Source organism: Mycolicibacter sinensis (genome assembly GCF_001667375.1).
Lineage (GTDB): Bacteria > Actinomycetota > Actinomycetes > Mycobacteriales > Mycobacteriaceae > Mycobacterium > Mycobacterium sinense_A.
Map to the genome: position 1 here is coordinate 1 of NZ_LZIN01000104.1, position 14,813 is coordinate 14,813.

Annotated in this window: 13 protein-coding genes; 6 read left to right on the forward strand and 7 right to left on the reverse strand. The window is 68.7% G+C overall.

The annotated features are described in order from the left end of the window. Positions 1–174 precede the first annotated feature (174 nt). The 6 genes from A5771_RS20560 to eccA all read left to right on the forward strand — a co-directional run bounded on the left by A5771_RS20560 (position 175) and on the right by eccA (position 8,863). Positions 175–1,023: an ESX secretion-associated protein EspG gene (locus A5771_RS20560; protein WP_064857047.1), complete on the forward strand. Its 849-nt coding sequence runs from the start codon at positions 175–177 to the stop codon at positions 1,021–1,023. A 94-nt stretch (positions 1,024–1,117) separates the two neighbouring features. Continuing rightward, positions 1,118–2,134 (forward strand): MinD/ParA family ATP-binding protein, encoded by a 1,017-nt coding sequence (locus A5771_RS20565; RefSeq protein ID WP_109401230.1) that lies wholly within the window; start codon positions 1,118–1,120, stop codon positions 2,132–2,134. 5 nt (positions 2,135–2,139) lie between these two features. Then, positions 2,140–3,738, forward strand: a complete 1,599-nt coding sequence (eccD, locus tag A5771_RS20570) for a type VII secretion integral membrane protein EccD (protein WP_082947362.1) — start codon at positions 2,140–2,142, stop codon at positions 3,736–3,738. Then, entirely contained in the window at positions 3,702–5,405 is a 1,704-nt protein-coding gene (mycP, locus tag A5771_RS20575) for a type VII secretion-associated serine protease mycosin (RefSeq protein ID WP_064857050.1), read from the forward strand. The genes eccD and mycP overlap by 37 nt, the downstream gene beginning before the upstream one ends. Then, positions 5,402–6,961 carry a type VII secretion protein EccE gene (eccE, locus tag A5771_RS20580; protein ID WP_064857051.1) on the forward strand — a complete coding sequence of 520 codons (1,560 nt, stop codon included), beginning with the start codon at positions 5,402–5,404 and terminating at the stop codon, positions 6,959–6,961. Before mycP ends, eccE begins: the two co-directional genes overlap by 4 nt. 102 nt (positions 6,962–7,063) lie before the next feature. Then, positions 7,064–8,863, forward strand: coding sequence for a type VII secretion AAA-ATPase EccA (gene eccA, locus A5771_RS20585; protein WP_082947363.1), 1,800 nt, complete (start codon positions 7,064–7,066; stop codon positions 8,861–8,863). A 7-nt stretch (positions 8,864–8,870) separates the two neighbouring features. On the opposite strand, the gene A5771_RS20590 is transcribed toward eccA, so the two are convergent. The 7 genes from A5771_RS20590 to A5771_RS20620 all read right to left on the reverse strand — a co-directional run bounded on the left by A5771_RS20590 (position 8,871) and on the right by A5771_RS20620 (position 14,671). Next, entirely contained in the window at positions 8,871–9,188 is a 318-nt protein-coding gene (locus A5771_RS20590) for a DUF2710 family protein (protein WP_064857053.1), read from the reverse strand. A gap of 49 nt (positions 9,189–9,237) precedes the next feature. After that, on the reverse strand, positions 9,238–10,638 hold the full coding sequence (locus tag A5771_RS20595; protein ID WP_342707877.1) for a DUF5631 domain-containing protein: 1,401 nt from the start codon (positions 10,636–10,638) through the stop codon (positions 9,238–9,240). Positions 10,639–11,043: 405 nt separating this feature from the next. After that, positions 11,044–11,370, reverse strand: a complete 327-nt coding sequence (locus A5771_RS20600; RefSeq protein ID WP_064857055.1) for a DUF2694 family protein — start codon at positions 11,368–11,370, stop codon at positions 11,044–11,046. Continuing rightward, positions 11,370–11,684, reverse strand: coding sequence for a type VII secretion target (locus A5771_RS20605; protein WP_064857056.1), 315 nt, complete (start codon positions 11,682–11,684; stop codon positions 11,370–11,372). The genes A5771_RS20600 and A5771_RS20605 overlap by 1 nt, the downstream gene beginning before the upstream one ends. 15 nt (positions 11,685–11,699) lie before the next feature. Further along, a complete protein-coding gene (locus A5771_RS20610; RefSeq protein WP_082947364.1) occupies positions 11,700–12,932 on the reverse strand; it encodes a DUF4226 domain-containing protein in 1,233 nt (410 codons plus the stop codon). Positions 12,933–13,055: 123 nt separating this feature from the next. Next, the gene (locus A5771_RS20615) at positions 13,056–13,886 is read right to left on the reverse strand and encodes a C40 family peptidase (RefSeq protein WP_064857057.1); all 831 of its coding nucleotides are present in this window, start codon (positions 13,884–13,886) and stop codon (positions 13,056–13,058) included. Then, positions 13,883–14,671 (reverse strand): helix-turn-helix domain-containing protein, encoded by a 789-nt coding sequence (locus tag A5771_RS20620; protein ID WP_064857058.1) that lies wholly within the window; start codon positions 14,669–14,671, stop codon positions 13,883–13,885. Before A5771_RS20620 ends, A5771_RS20615 begins: the two co-directional genes overlap by 4 nt. Positions 14,672–14,813: the final 142 nt, after the last annotated feature.

Sequence of the window (14,813 nt, forward strand, 5' to 3'; positions counted from 1 at the left end):
CCCCACAACAACACCCCATCCTCCACCCCCCCCCGCGGCGGCTCGGGGCGGGCGGCCGGCGGGGGGGTTTTTGTCTCCCCCCCCGGTGGGGGGGGGGGGGGGGCCCCCCCCCCCCCCCCCCCCCCCCCCACTTCGCGTTTCAGACTGGGGACTCAGGGATGAGGCGGCAGTGACATGTTGACGACGACCCTCGACGGTCTGTGGGTGCTGCAGGCTGTGACCGGGATCGAAACCCTCTGCCCGGAGTTGGGCCTACGACCACTGCTGCCGCGGCTGGACACCGCCGAACGGGCCCTGCAGCATCCGATCGCCGAGGAATTGACCGCGATCGGCGCACTCGACGGCCAGGGCGAGGCGGATCCGATGATCCGGGAATGGCTGACGGTGATCATGCGCCGCGACATCGCGTTGATGCTGCAGCTGAACTTCCCCGGCCGACCATATGGCGACGCCCAGCACATGACGCGGGTCTCGATCAATCGGTTCGCCTCCTGGTGGGTGGTGCTGGAACGCCACGACCAGGAAGTACGGCTGTACCCGGCCGGCAGCGCCACCGATCAGGCAGCCGCGGGCGATCTGGTCGTCGGTCAGATCGAGCGGCTGTGCGGTGTCACCGAAGCCGCGCCGCTGCGGCCGGTCACCCTGGACACCAACGAGCTGCTCGAACGGGTTCGGGACTCCGACAGCCTGCGCAAGTACCTGGCGGCTCAGCGGCTCGACGTCGACCAGCAGCAGCTCGTCCTGATGGCCGCCGACCCGGAGGTGTCCGGTCAGGCCAATATCGTCGCGATTCAGCCCGGCGCCGGGCCGGAGGAATTGGCCCGGATGGCCATCGGCGACACCGCGGTCCTGATCTCCGACACCCCCGCCGGCCGGGTCTGTGTGGAGAACGTCGACAACGGTGGCCGGCGCTACCAGATCGTCTCCCCCGGATCACGCGCTGATGTCGCCAATGCGATCCTGCGGCTCATCCGCCGGCTGCCGGCGGGTGCGGACTGGCATTCACACCGACGGGTTGTGTAACAGTGAATTTGCCTGCTCACCATTATCGAGTATTACTGCCAGTCGTTAGAAATGCCGTAAACAAGGTATCCGCCACCGTGTTAACATCACGCACGTGACGAGCCCATGGAATAGCCCCAATATGCCTGAGGAAGGCGCATCCGGGCGGCGGGATCCGGCAACCGGCCACCGCTACCGGGATTCCGTATCGGACTCCATGCGCATTTCGGACCTGGCGACACCGCGCAAGATTCCGCCCGGCTCGGGCTGGCGCAAACTGGTGTATTTGGCGTCGGCGAAGGTGATCAATCCGGGCGAGTCCCCGCGGGAACGTCATTACCGCGACCTGCGGAATAGAATTCGGCGGCACATCCGCCGGCAGTACGTCGTCACACTGGTGTCCGGAAAAGGCGGTACCGGTGTGACGACGATGGCCGCCTCCATCGGCAGCGTCTTCCGCGAATGCCGGCCCGAAAATGTGATCGCCATTGACGCCGTCCCGGGGTTCGGGACGCTGTCGGATCGCATCGACGAGCACCCACCGGGCGACTACTCGGCCGTTCTGAGCGACACCGATGTGCAGGGATATTCCGATATCCGAGAACATCTCGGGCAAAATGCCGTCGGCTTGGACGTGCTGGCCGGCAACCGCACCTCGGATCAGCTCCGACCGCTAGTCCCCGCCATGTTCAGTGGGGTGTTGTCCCGGCTGCGCCGGACCCACAACGTCATCATCGTCGACACCGCCTCAGACTTGGAACACCCGGTGATGAAGCCGGTGCTGGAGAACACCGACACGCTGGTCTTCGTCTCCGGCATCACCGCCGACCGGTCCCGGCCGGTACTGCGGGCGGTCGACTATCTGGCCGCCCAGGGCTATCACGAGCTGGTGTCACGGGCGACGGTGATCCTGAACCACTCCTCTCCCATCGAGGACAGCGCGGCGGTCGCCTATCTAACCGAGCGATTCAGCAAAACCGGCGCCACCGTGGAAGTAATGCCCTACGACGCCCATCTGGCTAAGGGCGGCATCATCGACGCCCACAATGAGGTCAAGAAAAAGACGCGCCTGCGGTTATTTGAAATAACCGCCGGCTTGGCCGATAAATACGTGCCGGACACTGAAAGGTAGTCCCGGTGACTAATCCGACACCGGCTAAAGTCGCATTTCCGGCACGCTGCGCGGTCAGCCTCGCTTACGACAAGCACCTCGTATCGCAGGTCTTCCCGGCCGGAATTCCAGTCGAGGAATTCTTCGAGGGAATGGTCGAACTACTCGACGAGGATTTGAAGCACCACGGCTTTGACGGCGTCGCCCTTCCGCCCGGGAGTTACGAACTCCATAAGGTCAACGGGGTGCGACTGGACATCAGCCGCAGCCTCGATGACCTGGGCGTGCAGGACGGCGACACCCTGGTTCTGGTGCCAGTGGTCGGCGGTGACTCGTTCGAACCGCAATACGAGTCGCTGTCGAGTGCGTTGGCCGCCACGGCCCGCCGACTGGGCACCCAACCCGAGATTCAGTGCGCCGAATGCGGACACAAGGCCGACGAACAGACTGTCACCCGATTGCTCAACGTCAAGGTTGATCGGATGTTCGCCCCCATCACGGCGGTGACCGCGGCGCACACCGCGATCGGCCTGTTGGCGACGGCGGTCATTGTGCTCTTCGCGCTGGCGGTGCGTGCCCGCACGTTCAGCGACAGTTGGCCGCCCGCAGTGGTTTTGGGCGGCCTGGGTGGACTGCTGACGCTCGGTGCCACGGTGGTCCGCCGGAACTGGCCCGCGCGTGCCGATCTGTTCAGCGGATTCGGTTGGCTGGCGGTGATCGCGCTGTCCGGTGCGGCGCTGTGCGCGGCCCCCGGGCCGTTGGGAGCGCCGCATCTGCTGATCGGCGTGACGGTCCTGGCGATGGGCGCGATCGCGCTCAGCGTCCTGCTGCGGTCTCAGACCGCGGTGGCCACCGCGGTCGTCACCGCCAGCGGAATCGGCGGGTCAGTGGCCGCGGCGCGGATGTGGCATCCGGTGTCTGCCCCGGTGATCGGCATCTGCATGCTGCTCGGCCTGCTGATGCTGGTGCGCATGTCCCCGACGATCGCCCTATGGGTGGCCCGGGTGCGGCCGCCGTACTTCGGCTCGATCACCGGGCGGGATCTGTTCGCCCGCCGCGCCAATATGCCGATCGACACCGTCTCCCCGGTCGCCCCCGAAGATGGCGAGGACGACGAGGATGACCTGGTCGACATCTCGGCGCGGGGGGCGGCGATCGCGGCGTCCGCGCGGCTGATCAACGCGGTACAGGTCGGTATGTGCGTGGCGATCGCGGTGGCGCTGCCGATCGCGGTGTGGATGGTGCTGGCGCCGGGCTCGACCCACCAGCGCGGCGCGGTGGCACTGTGCGGGCTGGTGGCCGGGTTGTTCATCACCCAGGGTCGCGGGTTCGCCGGCCGGGTGCAGGCGATCGCCCTGGTCGGCGGGGCATGCGCTGCGGTGCTCGTCGGGATCACCAAATACGCGCTGGCGGCCCCCGGTTACAACGCGGGCGGTTTCCTATGGCCGGCCGCGGCGGTGGCGGTCTTCGCCGGGCTCGGCCTCGCCGCGGGCCTGCTGGTTCCCGAGACGAAGTTCGTCCCGTGGATCCGGTTGGCCGTCGAATGGCTGGAAGTGCTGGCGTTCATCGTGGTGGGGGTGCTCGGCGCATGGCTGGGAGGACTGTTCGTGTGGGTGCGCAACTGAGTCGGCTGGGCACCCGGGCCGTCGCGCTGACCGCGGTGGTGCTGCTGGCGGGCCTCGCGGACGTCCCCCCGTTGGCCCGGGCGATCGAGCCGCCGTCGGTCGATCCTGCGATGGCGCCGCCCGACGGGCCGCCCGGTCCCGATCAGCCGATGCGCCGCTCGAATTCCTGCAGCGTCCCGATCACGGTGAGCAACCCCGACGTGGCGCAGCTCGCCCCCGGATTCGACATGCTGGGCATCACCGCGGCCTGGCAGTACTCCACCGGCCATGGCGTACCGGTGGCGGTCATCGATACCGGGGTCACACCGAACCCGCGGTTGCCGGCGGTTGCCGGCGGCGACTACATCATGGGTGGCGCCGAGGGCCTGCACGGTTTGCAGGACTGCGACGCCCACGGCACGATCGCCGCGTCGATCATCGCTGCGGCTCCGCTGGGCGTATTGCCGATGCCCCGCCCGATGCCCGAGGTTCCCGCCTTCCCGCCACCGGCCGGCCCGCCGCCGAGCATCGGCGAACCACCGCCGCCCGCTGACATTCCCGGGCCACCGGCGCCTCCCCCGGCACCGGTGCCGGTGACGATCACCCAGACCGCGCCGCCTCCGCCTCCGCCACCGCCGCCCCCGCCGGAAGAGGGCGCCATGGCACCGGCGTCGGGACCGCCGGACCCGCAGACCGAGGACGAACCCGCCGTCCCGCCGCCCCCGCCGGGCGCCCCGGACGGCGTCGTCGGGGTCGCTCCGCACGCGACGATCATCTCGATCCGCCAGTCCTCCCGGGCCTTCGAGCCGGTCAATCCGCAGCGGTTCGGCTACGACGACGAGCGAATCAAGGCCGGCACGCTGGCCACGCTGGCCCGCGCCGTCGTTCATGCCGCCGACATGGGCGCCAAGGTCATCAACATCTCGGTGACCTCGTGCGTGCAGGTGGCGGCCGCACTCGACCAGCGGGCCCTGGGGGCCGCGCTGTGGTACGCGTCGACCGTCAAAGACGCGGTGATCGTCACCGCCGCCGGCAACGTCGGCGAAGCCGGCTGCGCCAACAACCCGATGTTCGACCCGCTCAACCCCAGCGATCCCCGGGACTGGAACCAGGTCAAGGTGATCTCCAGCCCGTCGTGGTTCTCCGACTATGTCCTGTCCGTCGGCGGCGTGGACGCCACCGGGGCGCCGATCGACAAGAGCATGTCGGGGCCCTGGGTGGGAGTGGCCGCGCCCGCCACCCACGTCATGGGGCTGTCCCCGCAGGGTGGCGGACCGGTCAACGCCTACCCGCCGGTCCGGGTCGGCGAGAAGAACATGCCGTTCTGGGGAACCAGTTTCTCCGCGGCCTATGTCAGTGGGGTCGCTGCTTTGGTGCGGGCCAAGTATCCCCAGCTCACCGCCCACCAGGTCATCAACCGGATCGTGCAGACCGCGCACAACCCGCCCGCCGGCGTGGACAACCGGGTGGGTTACGGGTTGGTCGACCCGGTGGCGGCGCTGACGTTCAACGTGCCGCCGGGTGAGCCGGTGGCACCGGGATCACAGAGCCGCGTCATCACCCCGGCGGCACCGCCGCCACCGCCGGATCACCGCGCCCGGACCGTCGCCCTCGGATTCCTCGGCGCGATCGCCGTCGCAGTGCTGACCGCCGCCATCACCGCGCGGATCCGCAGGTCCCTCAAGTGAGTCAGGACCGGGTCCGGCTGACCGGGTTCAGCGCCTCAAGCAACCGGCGGCTGCTCAGCGCTGTGGCAATCGCCCTGTGCGGGTTGGCGGGTTGGGCGCTGGGCGGTCTGATCGGTGTCGCGGTCGCTGTGACGCTGGCGATACTGCTGGTGCTGGTGCCCTGGTGGGGCCAGCCGGCATGGTCATGGGCAGTGCTGCGACTCCGGCGACGGACGACGACCGGCTGGGCCGAACCGATCACGGTGGCCAACAACCGCGCCGGCGGCGGGGTCCGCATCGCCGACGGCGTGGCGGTGGTGGCCGTGCACCTGCTGGGCAGGGCGCATGCCGCTACCGTCGCCACCGGATCGGTGAACGTGGAGACCGACAACGTCATCGACGTCGCCGCCCTGCTGCCGATGCTGCGGCACGCGCTCGGGCTGACGCTGGATTCGATGAGTGTGATCAGCATCGGCGCACGCCGCGCCACCACCGGCGACTATCCCCGGGTCTACGACACCGAGATCGGCACCCCGCCCTACGCCGGCCAACGCGAGACCTGGCTGCTGCTGCGGTTGCGGGTCATCGATAACACCGCCGCACTGCGTTGGCGCACCACCCTGGGCGCGACCGCGGCCGCCGTCGCCCAGCGGATCGCCGGGTTGCTGCGGTGCGAAGGCCTGCGGGCGCGGGTCGCCACCGCCAGTGATCTGGTGGAACTGGACCGGCGGCTGGGCGGCGCTTTGCTGCTGGCCGACGCCGAGCGGTGGAAGACGCTGCGCACCGAAGGCGGCTGGGTGACCACCTACGCCTACCCGGCCCACGAGATCAACGCCCAGCTACTGGCCCAGGCGTGGACCCTGCCCGTCGACGAGGTGGTCCAGAACATCACGGTTTTTCCCGACGCGACGTGTACGGCCACTGTCACGCTGCAGACCCCGCAGCCGGCGCCGACCCCTCCGGCGGTGGTGCTGCGGCGGCTCAACGGCGAGCAGGCCGCTGCCGTGGAGGCCAACATGTGCGCTCCCCGCCCGCGGCTGCGCGGACTGCGGCCGGGGCCGCTACCCGACACCTTGCCCGTCGAGATCGGCCCGTCGGGCGTCCTGATCGGGAAGCTGGCCAACGGCGATCGGCTGATGGTTCCGCTGACCGATTCCGGGGAGCTGAGCCGGGTGTTCATCGCCGCCGAGGACCTGATCGCGAAACGGATCATCATCCGTGCCGCCGGGGCCGGGGAGCGGGTTTGTGTGCACACCGGCGACAAGGCCCGCTGGGCCAGCGTCCGGATGCCCGAAGTGTCGGTGGTCGGCGAGTCCAGGCCGACACCGCGTAGCACGGTCAGCGTGGTCGACGGGCCGATCGCCCCGTCACCGCGTCCGGCCACCGTCATCACCGTGGCGCCGCCCGGTACGCCCCCACCGCCGCCGGACGCCGTCGAGGTGTGTATCGAGCAGATCGACCGGACCGCGGTACGGGTTGCCGCGGGCGGAAAATCGTGGCTGGCTACGGTGGAGTTGTTCCGGGCGGAAAACCGGTACTGCAGCCCGGAGGCGCTGGCGCCGATGCCGTCGCGATGACCCCGCGCCGGATCGGCAGTAAGCCAAATAACCCGTACATGCGACAGAGGACGACAGACATTGAGTGACTTGCTGGCGGCCCGTCGGCACTTCGACCGAGCCATGGCGAGCATGGACGGACGGTACGGCTCCCCTGAAGCGCACGCCGAGTTCGTGGCGGCGACCGAAGCCGATCCTTCCATGGCCGACGCCTGGCTGGGTCGCATCGCCTGCGGTGACACCGCTCTCGACACACTCAAGCGGCTCTACGCCAACAGCGACTGGTTGCACAAGGAGACCACCCGGCTGGGCCGACACCTGGCCGCCCAGATTCCGTTGGGTCCGTACCTGTCGATCACCGTCACCGACGCCTCGCACGTGGGGCTGGCGTTGGCGTCGGCCCTGACAGTGGCCGGCGAATACGAGCGCGCCGACACGCTGCTGGCCGATCGGGGTCTGCTGGACAGCTGGATCAACCACCAGTGGCACCAGCTGGCCCGTGCCTATCTGATGTTCGTCACGCAGCGCTGGCCGGACCTGCTGACCGTCGCCGCCGAGGAGCTGCCCGACCGCGCGATCGTCATGCCGGCGGTGACCGCGTCGGTCTGTGCGCTCGCCGCTTACGCGGCCGCGCATCTCGGGCAGGGCCGGGTGGCGTTGGACTGGCTCGATCGCGTCGACATCGCCGGGCAGGCCCGCTCCTCGGAACGGTTCTCCGCCGGCGTATTGACCGCGTCGATCAATCCCAGCGAGATCCCATTGCTCGCAGCGGATCTGGCCTACGTCCGCGGGATGGTGCATCGTCAGCTCGGCGAGGAGGACAAGGCCCAGGTCTGGTTGTCCAAGGCCGCCATCAATGGTGTGCTGACCGAGCCCGCCAAAGCCGCACTCGCCGAGCCGAATCTGCGCCTGGTGGTCACCGAGGAACAGATCATCGACAGCCGCGCCGATCGCTGGGATGCCGACTCGGCGAAAAGCCGGGCCGAACTCGACGAGGACAACGCGCTGGACCGCCGCGCCGAGCTGCTGGCGCAGGGTCGCGCCGAGCTGGAGAAGCAGGTCGGGCTGGCCGAGGTGAAACGGGCGGTGAAGGCCCTGGAGGATCAACTCGAAATCCGGGCGATGCGTCTGGAACACGGTCTGCCGGTGGAGGGCCAGACCAACCACATGCTGCTGGTCGGCCCGCCCGGCACCGGTAAGACCACCACCGCCGAGGCGCTGGGCAAGATCTACGCGGGCATGGGCATCGTCCGCAATCCGGAGATCACCGAGGTGCGCCGCTCCGACTTCTGCGGTGAGCACATCGGCTCGTCGGGTCCGAAGACCAACGAGTTGATCGAAAAGGCTTTGGGCGGAATACTTTTCATGGATGAGTTCTATTCGTTGGTGGAACGCCATCAGGACGGGACGCCGGACATGATCGGCATGGAGGCTGTCAACCAGCTGCTGATCGCGCTGGAGAAGCACCGCTTCGACTTCTGCTTCCTGGCTGCCGGCTACGAGGACCAGGTCGACGAGTTCCTTACCGTCAACCCCGGCCTGGCGAGCCGCTTCAACCGCAAGATCCGGTTCGAGTCCTACTCCCCGGAGGAGATCGTCGAGATCGGTGAGCGGTACGGATCCAGCCGGGCCACCGAGCTGAATCCGGAAGCGCGACAGCGGTTCCTGGAGATGGTGACCAGGATCCGCGCTTACGTCAGCCCGCGCGGCGAGCATGGCATCAACGTCATGCACAACGGCCGATTCGCCCGCAACGTGATCGAGGAAGCCGAATTGGCCCGCGACACCCGGGTGGCGGCCCAGAAGCGCGCCGGCCATCCGGTCACGGTCGACGACCTCAAGACGATTACCGCCGTCGACATCGAGGCCGCGGTGCGTGCCGTGTGCGACACCAAACGCGAGATGGCCGCGGTCAACTGGTAAGCCGCTCTCAGACCGGGCTGCTGCCGTATCTGGCGGCGAAGTCGGACTCGGCCTCTTCACGCAGCGCGGTGAAGACGAGATTGAGCCGATCCGCCAGTTCGCTGTAGGTGTAATCGCTCACCACGCAGGGGTGCAGCGCCAATTCCAGCAGGCGACCGTCGGAGTTCGCGACGGCGCGGACATCTCCGAGATCGACGCTGTAGGTGGTGTTCTCGGCCTCGGCGACCAGGGCTTCCCATTTCTCGGCAGCCTCACGAAGATCCCGCAGGACGGCCTCAACGAGGTCCTTGTCGCTGAGTTCCGCGCGGCTGTCCGGCCCCGACATTGGCTAAGTATGTCGAGCCGGTGTGAGTAGCGTCAATTCATCGTCGCGGTCAGATCTGCGGATCCCACTGGCCGGCTGGCGGCGCACTGAGGGTCCGGAACCAGCTGTAATGGTAGTTCGCCGACACCGCGTCACCCGTCGCGACGCCTTCGGTGGCGGCCAGCAACATGCAGTTCAGCACCACGGCGGTGTCGGTGTCGGGATACTGCGCCAACAGTTGGTAGCGCATGGTGTCCAGATGTACCCGCAGCAGGTCGATTTCGGCGTCGACCACACCGGTTCCGGCGGACCCGGCCTTCGCCAGGGTGTTGGCGATCCGGGGCAGGCCGTCACGCCAGTGGGTGGCCTCGCTGAGCTGCCAGCCGAGATCGTCGATGGGCGCCAGCTCGCGGGGCTGCACCGAAGCGTCCGTCTCACCGAAGTCACTTGCCCAGCCGAGACGATCGCCGGGACTGTAGGAGGCCGACTCCGTCGGGGTGCCCAGCATCGCGGTGGCCGTCCCGGTCCGCCGGCCCGGCTCCAGCAGCTGCACGCCGGCCGGTAGCTCGATGCCGGACGGGATCCACCCGTCGGCGATATCGGTGACCAGCAGCGTTCTTCCGTCGGCGAAGGTGCCGATGGCCCAGCGCAGCGCGGGTTCCTGACGGGCCACGAAGGCCAGCAGGCGTTGCAAGCGCTGGTCGCTGGACTCAGTGACCGCCGGTTGCGCGGGGGGCGGCGGGGCCGGTGCTGGTTCGCGGGCCGCGGGAATGACGGCGGTCAGGTCCTCCTGCGCCTCGGCCAGCGGTACGACCGGTTCCGCCGGGAATCCGGTGGTCGGCGATTCCTCCTCGACGCTGTCAATGACCAGCGGACCCGCCCGGAACGGCAGGTCGGGCGGATCCTGATCCACCGCGTCGAACACCTCGGCGACCTCAGGAACCGGCGGTGGCGGCGGGGCCATTTCAACCGGTAGCGGCGGAGCCACTTCGACCGGGGGCGGCGGCGCGAGATTCAGGGGCGGCTCGGCGGTGACCGTCTCGGGAAGCCGATGGCGGGCCCTTCCCCCGCGCCGGCTACCGCTGGCCCGGGAAGGCTCGGGCGGACCGACCTGCTCGGGTTCGGGCGGGCTGGGCGGACTCGGAGGGGCGGGCGGAGTCTGCTCGCGCACCTCGACGGGCACCGGGGCCGCATTCAGACTGACATATTCGGTGCGGATCTCCAGGGCTTCCTTGTTGAGTTGCCGGACCGTCGACTCCACCCGCAGGACCGCGAACGCCCTGGCGACGTTGATGACCCTGGCCTCCGCGGTCTGTCGCGCTTGCCCGGCAAGACCGGACCGACCGATCGCATGCAGCTTCTCGTTCGCCGAATTCGCGATGCGCTGTAGATCCGCGTTCAGGTAGTCCGCGAGTGGGGCCGTCTCGGGGGTGATCGTCGCCAGTTCGGCCGGCCACAGGCCGCCGAGCACCCAAGCACTACAGTCGACCGGAGCGCTGAAGGCCGGGATCGCGAGTGATTCCCGGGCCGCGTTCCGGAGGCGCTGGCGCGCCGACCGTCGACCGAAGATTGCCACCGCGCAAGCCTACCGTTGCCGTCCTGTAGGCCCCGACGGAATTTCGCCTCCGCCGAACCCAGCGCGCCACAGCCTCAGCCGATCATCCACACCCGCTGCGCGCCGTGAATTGTCAGCCCCACAGCAGGTCGGTAGCGTGCAAACCATGGCCGACGTCGGGTCCCCCGCAACCGGGTGTGCAGCACAGCTGAGCGAAGTGCTCGCCCTACTGGACCGTGCTCGAAACCTGTTCGGCGACACGTTGATTGATCCTCCGGCTGACTTCGCGCCCCGGGCCGACGCCGCCGGGCGCTGGGTGGTTTAACGCCTGACGCCGTCACCGGACTGGTGGCCGGCGTGCAGCTGGTGGTTCAGCAGGCGCTCGGTGGCCACCCGGAGGTCTTCCTGGGTCGGCACCGCCGCCGAGGGAGCGTGGCCGGTGATGACGATCTCGCCGCGGATCTCCAACGCGGCCTTGAGAAACGACACGTCCGCCGCCAAGACAACCGCCTCAGCCAGCCGTTGCGCGTCGGCCGACATCGCCGCCTCGCTCAGCACCACACTGTGCAAATAGCCTCCACGACAGGACCGGAACATAACGTCACCGCTGGGATGGGTGGTGTCGAACGCCGGGTTCGGTTCAGTCATCAGCGCCCATCGGGGAGGTGCCGGAAGGCCTTGGCCGCGTCGTCTTCATGCTCGTTCCACGTTGCCACGGCCAGCTTCAGATTGTCTGACATCTCCGCATGTTCGCTCGACTGATCGTCGTAGCAGTTCTTGCGGGCCTCGAGCAACGCGTCGGCTGCGCGACGAAAATCGCCGTAGATCGGCCCGAGTGCAGTCAACGTGGTCTGGATTGCCTCATGGGATGCCGCGACGGTGGCCAGGTAATCCGACGCCTGCTGGTGATTTCCGGCAGCGTTGGTCAGAACGCCCTGGTCGACGTGGATCTTCTCTGCCATCTGTTACCTCCCTGGCTAGTCGACGATGACCGGTGAAACGCGAATTTTCAAGCTGGTGGGGCCTCGCAGGAGCCCCGCCGGCCGGGTCGGAGCCGGCTCACCCGTCGGGGTGTACTCCGCGACTCGCAGATGCTGCCAGCCCAGAAATCCCGGACCGCGCAGATTGCCCGCGAGGTGGACCTGTCCGTCGAGCAGTGCTTTGCCGTCGCCGACGGCCACCGCATGGCGATCGGTGAACACGCCGATGTCACCGGGCCGCAGGCCGGCCTGGTCGACCGGCGCCGTCACCGGGACGCCTGGCGGGGGAACGTCAATCCCTTGGCGGCGGAACGCCTCCGCTACCGGCGTCCCATCGGCGGCGGCCTGCATCGCTGCAGCGAGTCGCGGATCGGCGACGGTGGTCGTCGCACCGTCGGGCAACGTCACGGTGACCGGACTCTTGTCGTGCCCGGTCTCCGGCGGCGCGTCGGCGTCGGCCTTGTCGTCGTCCAAGGCGGCGTCGGCCGGAGTCGGCTCCGCTGGTTCTAACTCGTCGCCGGCGGCTGCCTCGCCGCCCTCCGGTCCGGGCAGCAGGCCTGCCGACGGAAACCCGGTCGGCATGGCGGCCGGCATCGCACCGAACCCAGGGCCCTCGCCGCCGAGACCGGGGACCATCGGCAGGGTGGGTGCCGCCGACGTCCCCTGGGGCGACGGCGAATAACCCGCCTCCGGCTCGTCGTCTGGCAGGGGGTCGAGGTAGGCCTCCTCATCGCCGCCTGTCGCGGCGAGCGCCGGATCGTCGGGAGGTTCGGGCTGCCCTTCGGCCGGCGCGGCGGTGTCACGATCGGCCGGCGTGGCATATAGAGCGGTCAAGGCGGAGGCCAACGCCCGTTTGGAGGTGTCGTCGTCGTTGGCCTCTTCGACCACTCTGACGATCTCGGAGAGTTTGGCGATCAGGAACCGCTGAAACTCGCGCGCCCCCGCAGCGGTGCCCAGATCCCAGCCTTGTGCGGCGCCCACGATCTCCGCCTCCAGATCGTCCAGGCGGCGGCGGCCCTCAACGGTGGTCTTGTGTGCGCGTCGCAGCGCTTCGATGATCTGCCGGTCGAACTCTGCAGTCGATGACAACTGTTGCGCCAGTGCGGCTTCGGCAGTTTTCATCGCTTGCGCCGCACGACCTTGCTGCTCCTCGCCCGGGCTCGGCTGAACTGATCGCAGCCCGTTCGGGATGCGGTCGTAGCCCGCTTCCGGCAGAGGCAGGGTTGTCATGCCGTCAGCCCAACGCCGGTGCGCTGTAATGCTGTTCAGGCGCTGACCACTTCATGGCCGGTGACTGTACCGATGCCCTGACCGGCCGACAATTCACTCGCCGGCCAGCTGTGAACAGGCCGATCACGGGACCGGGCGCCGGATCGCCACCTGGGCGCCCAGCGGGCTGATCTGGACGGTGGCGCCGGCGTGTGGGGCTTCGACCACCATGTTGCCGCCGATCGCAAGCTGGACGTGGCCGGTGCTGGGGAACACCAAGTCGCCGGGCTGAATCTGGGAGCGCGGCACTGGGATTCCATCGTGGATCTGGGTGTAGGTGGTGCGCGAAAGCGGCACTCCGGCCTGGTTGTAGGCCCACTGAGTCAGGCCCGAGCAGTCGAACCGGTCCGGGCCGGTGGCGCCCCAGACGTAGGGCTTCCCGAGCCTGGACAGCGCCGCGCGAACCGCCAGTCCGGCGCGAGTATTCGGTAGCCGCAACCGATCCAAGTTCGGCGCGCGGCGCCGGGACCGGTAGCGGAGTCGTCGCAACCCCGCTCGATGTATCTGGGCACGGCGTCGGGCCGCCAGCACGTGGGTTCGCTGGGCTCGCAACCGAGCCGCTCGTCGGCGCATCGCCTCCCGCTGTGCCAGCGGGGTGTCGTGCACGACGGCGGTGTCGGCGCGGGCTGCCGCGACCACGCCCTTGGTCTGCTCGCCGGCCCGGGCGTGGTCGGCGACCGCGGCGGCAAGCGCGGCCGTTGCGGCGGCATCGGTGTGGGTGTTCGCCAGTAACCGATCCCGCTGGGCGAGCACCGCCTCCCGGTAACGGTCGTGGCCCGGTCCGGTAGCTGAATGCGTGGTCCGGTCGAGCAGGTCGACGTAACGATCGAGCGCGGCATCCAAGGACACCGGCTGCGGACGGGCCGCGAACAACCGGTAGGCGCGGGTCAGCACCTCCACCTCACCGTCGGTCATCGTTGCCTCCCTCCGTCGGCACCCTCTGGACGTGCTGAGGCCGCATCCGAGGCCCCGTCGGCGAACGCGCGCACCCGGGCCAGCGCACCTGCCGGGATCACTCCCCTGTTGCGGATGTCCCACATCTCCTCGACGCTGACACCGAGCAATGCGGCGATTACCGGCTCGGGCAATGACGATCGCGCGCACGCCTCATCGAACCGAGCGGTCAAGCTGGCGGGCAGGCGCTGCAGCAGGTCGGTCCGGGTGGACTCCAGGGCCTGCAGGTGGGCCATCAGCCGGGCGGCGTGGTCCCCGCCCGCATTGACGGCGACCCGCCAGGAGCTCGCCGCCAGCATCTCCGCCTTCACGCACTGCGCGATCACGGAAAGAATATACGTCTCGTATTCGTCTGATGCTTCCGACGGCAATCTGGCGATCACCGAACGTAACGCGTCGAGCTGCGCCTCGGCGTACCCCTCGAGTACTTCGGTGTCGCTGTGGCGGTCCACGACGATGGTCGTGCCGGCCCGGGCCGCCGAGGCCCGGGGCCCGCTCGCGGACATCAGCTGGGCCAGCTCGGCGTCGGGATCTTCGGCGACCAGCAGCCGGGAATAGGTGCCCGGCGGCAGGCCGAGACCATTTTCCACCTTCTGAACTGTGCCTTTATGGGGCTTGCGGGCACCGCGCTCCAAATAGCTCAGACCCATGATGCTGACGCCGGTGGCGGCGGCGAGGTCGGCCAGCGACCAGTCCCGCGCCTCGCGCAGTGCCCGAATGGCCGCGCCCGCTGACTCGCGGCTCACCGTCGCGCCCCGACCATGTCCGGATACTACACAGCCCCGGCCGCAGTGACTTACATATATGTTTTTATCCACTTTCTGTTGCGTGTGCCCTGTTTCATCGTATACGTTTCCGTCTACGTTATCCGCTCTGTTCCTACGAGGA

What these genes read in the sequence shown, in the direction of transcription:
- A5771_RS20610 (WP_082947364.1), bottom strand. Translation starts at nt 12,932, where the DNA reads ATGACAACCCTGCCTCTGCCGGAAGCGGGCTACGACCGCATCCCGAAC.
- A5771_RS20560 (WP_064857047.1), top strand. Translation starts at nt 175, where the DNA reads ATGTTGACGACGACCCTCGACGGTCTGTGGGTGCTGCAGGCTGTGACC.
- A5771_RS20615 (WP_064857057.1), bottom strand. Translation starts at nt 13,886, where the DNA reads ATGACCGACGGTGAGGTGGAGGTGCTGACCCGCGCCTACCGGTTGTTC.
- mycP (WP_064857050.1), top strand. Translation starts at nt 3,702, where the DNA reads ATGGCTGGGAGGACTGTTCGTGTGGGTGCGCAACTGAGTCGGCTGGGC.
- A5771_RS20600 (WP_064857055.1), bottom strand. Translation starts at nt 11,370, where the DNA reads ATGACTGAACCGAACCCGGCGTTCGACACCACCCATCCCAGCGGTGAC.
- A5771_RS20605 (WP_064857056.1), bottom strand. Translation starts at nt 11,684, where the DNA reads ATGGCAGAGAAGATCCACGTCGACCAGGGCGTTCTGACCAACGCTGCC.
- A5771_RS20590 (WP_064857053.1), bottom strand. Translation starts at nt 9,188, where the DNA reads ATGTCGGGGCCGGACAGCCGCGCGGAACTCAGCGACAAGGACCTCGTT.
- eccA (WP_082947363.1), top strand. Translation starts at nt 7,064, where the DNA reads ATGGCGAGCATGGACGGACGGTACGGCTCCCCTGAAGCGCACGCCGAG.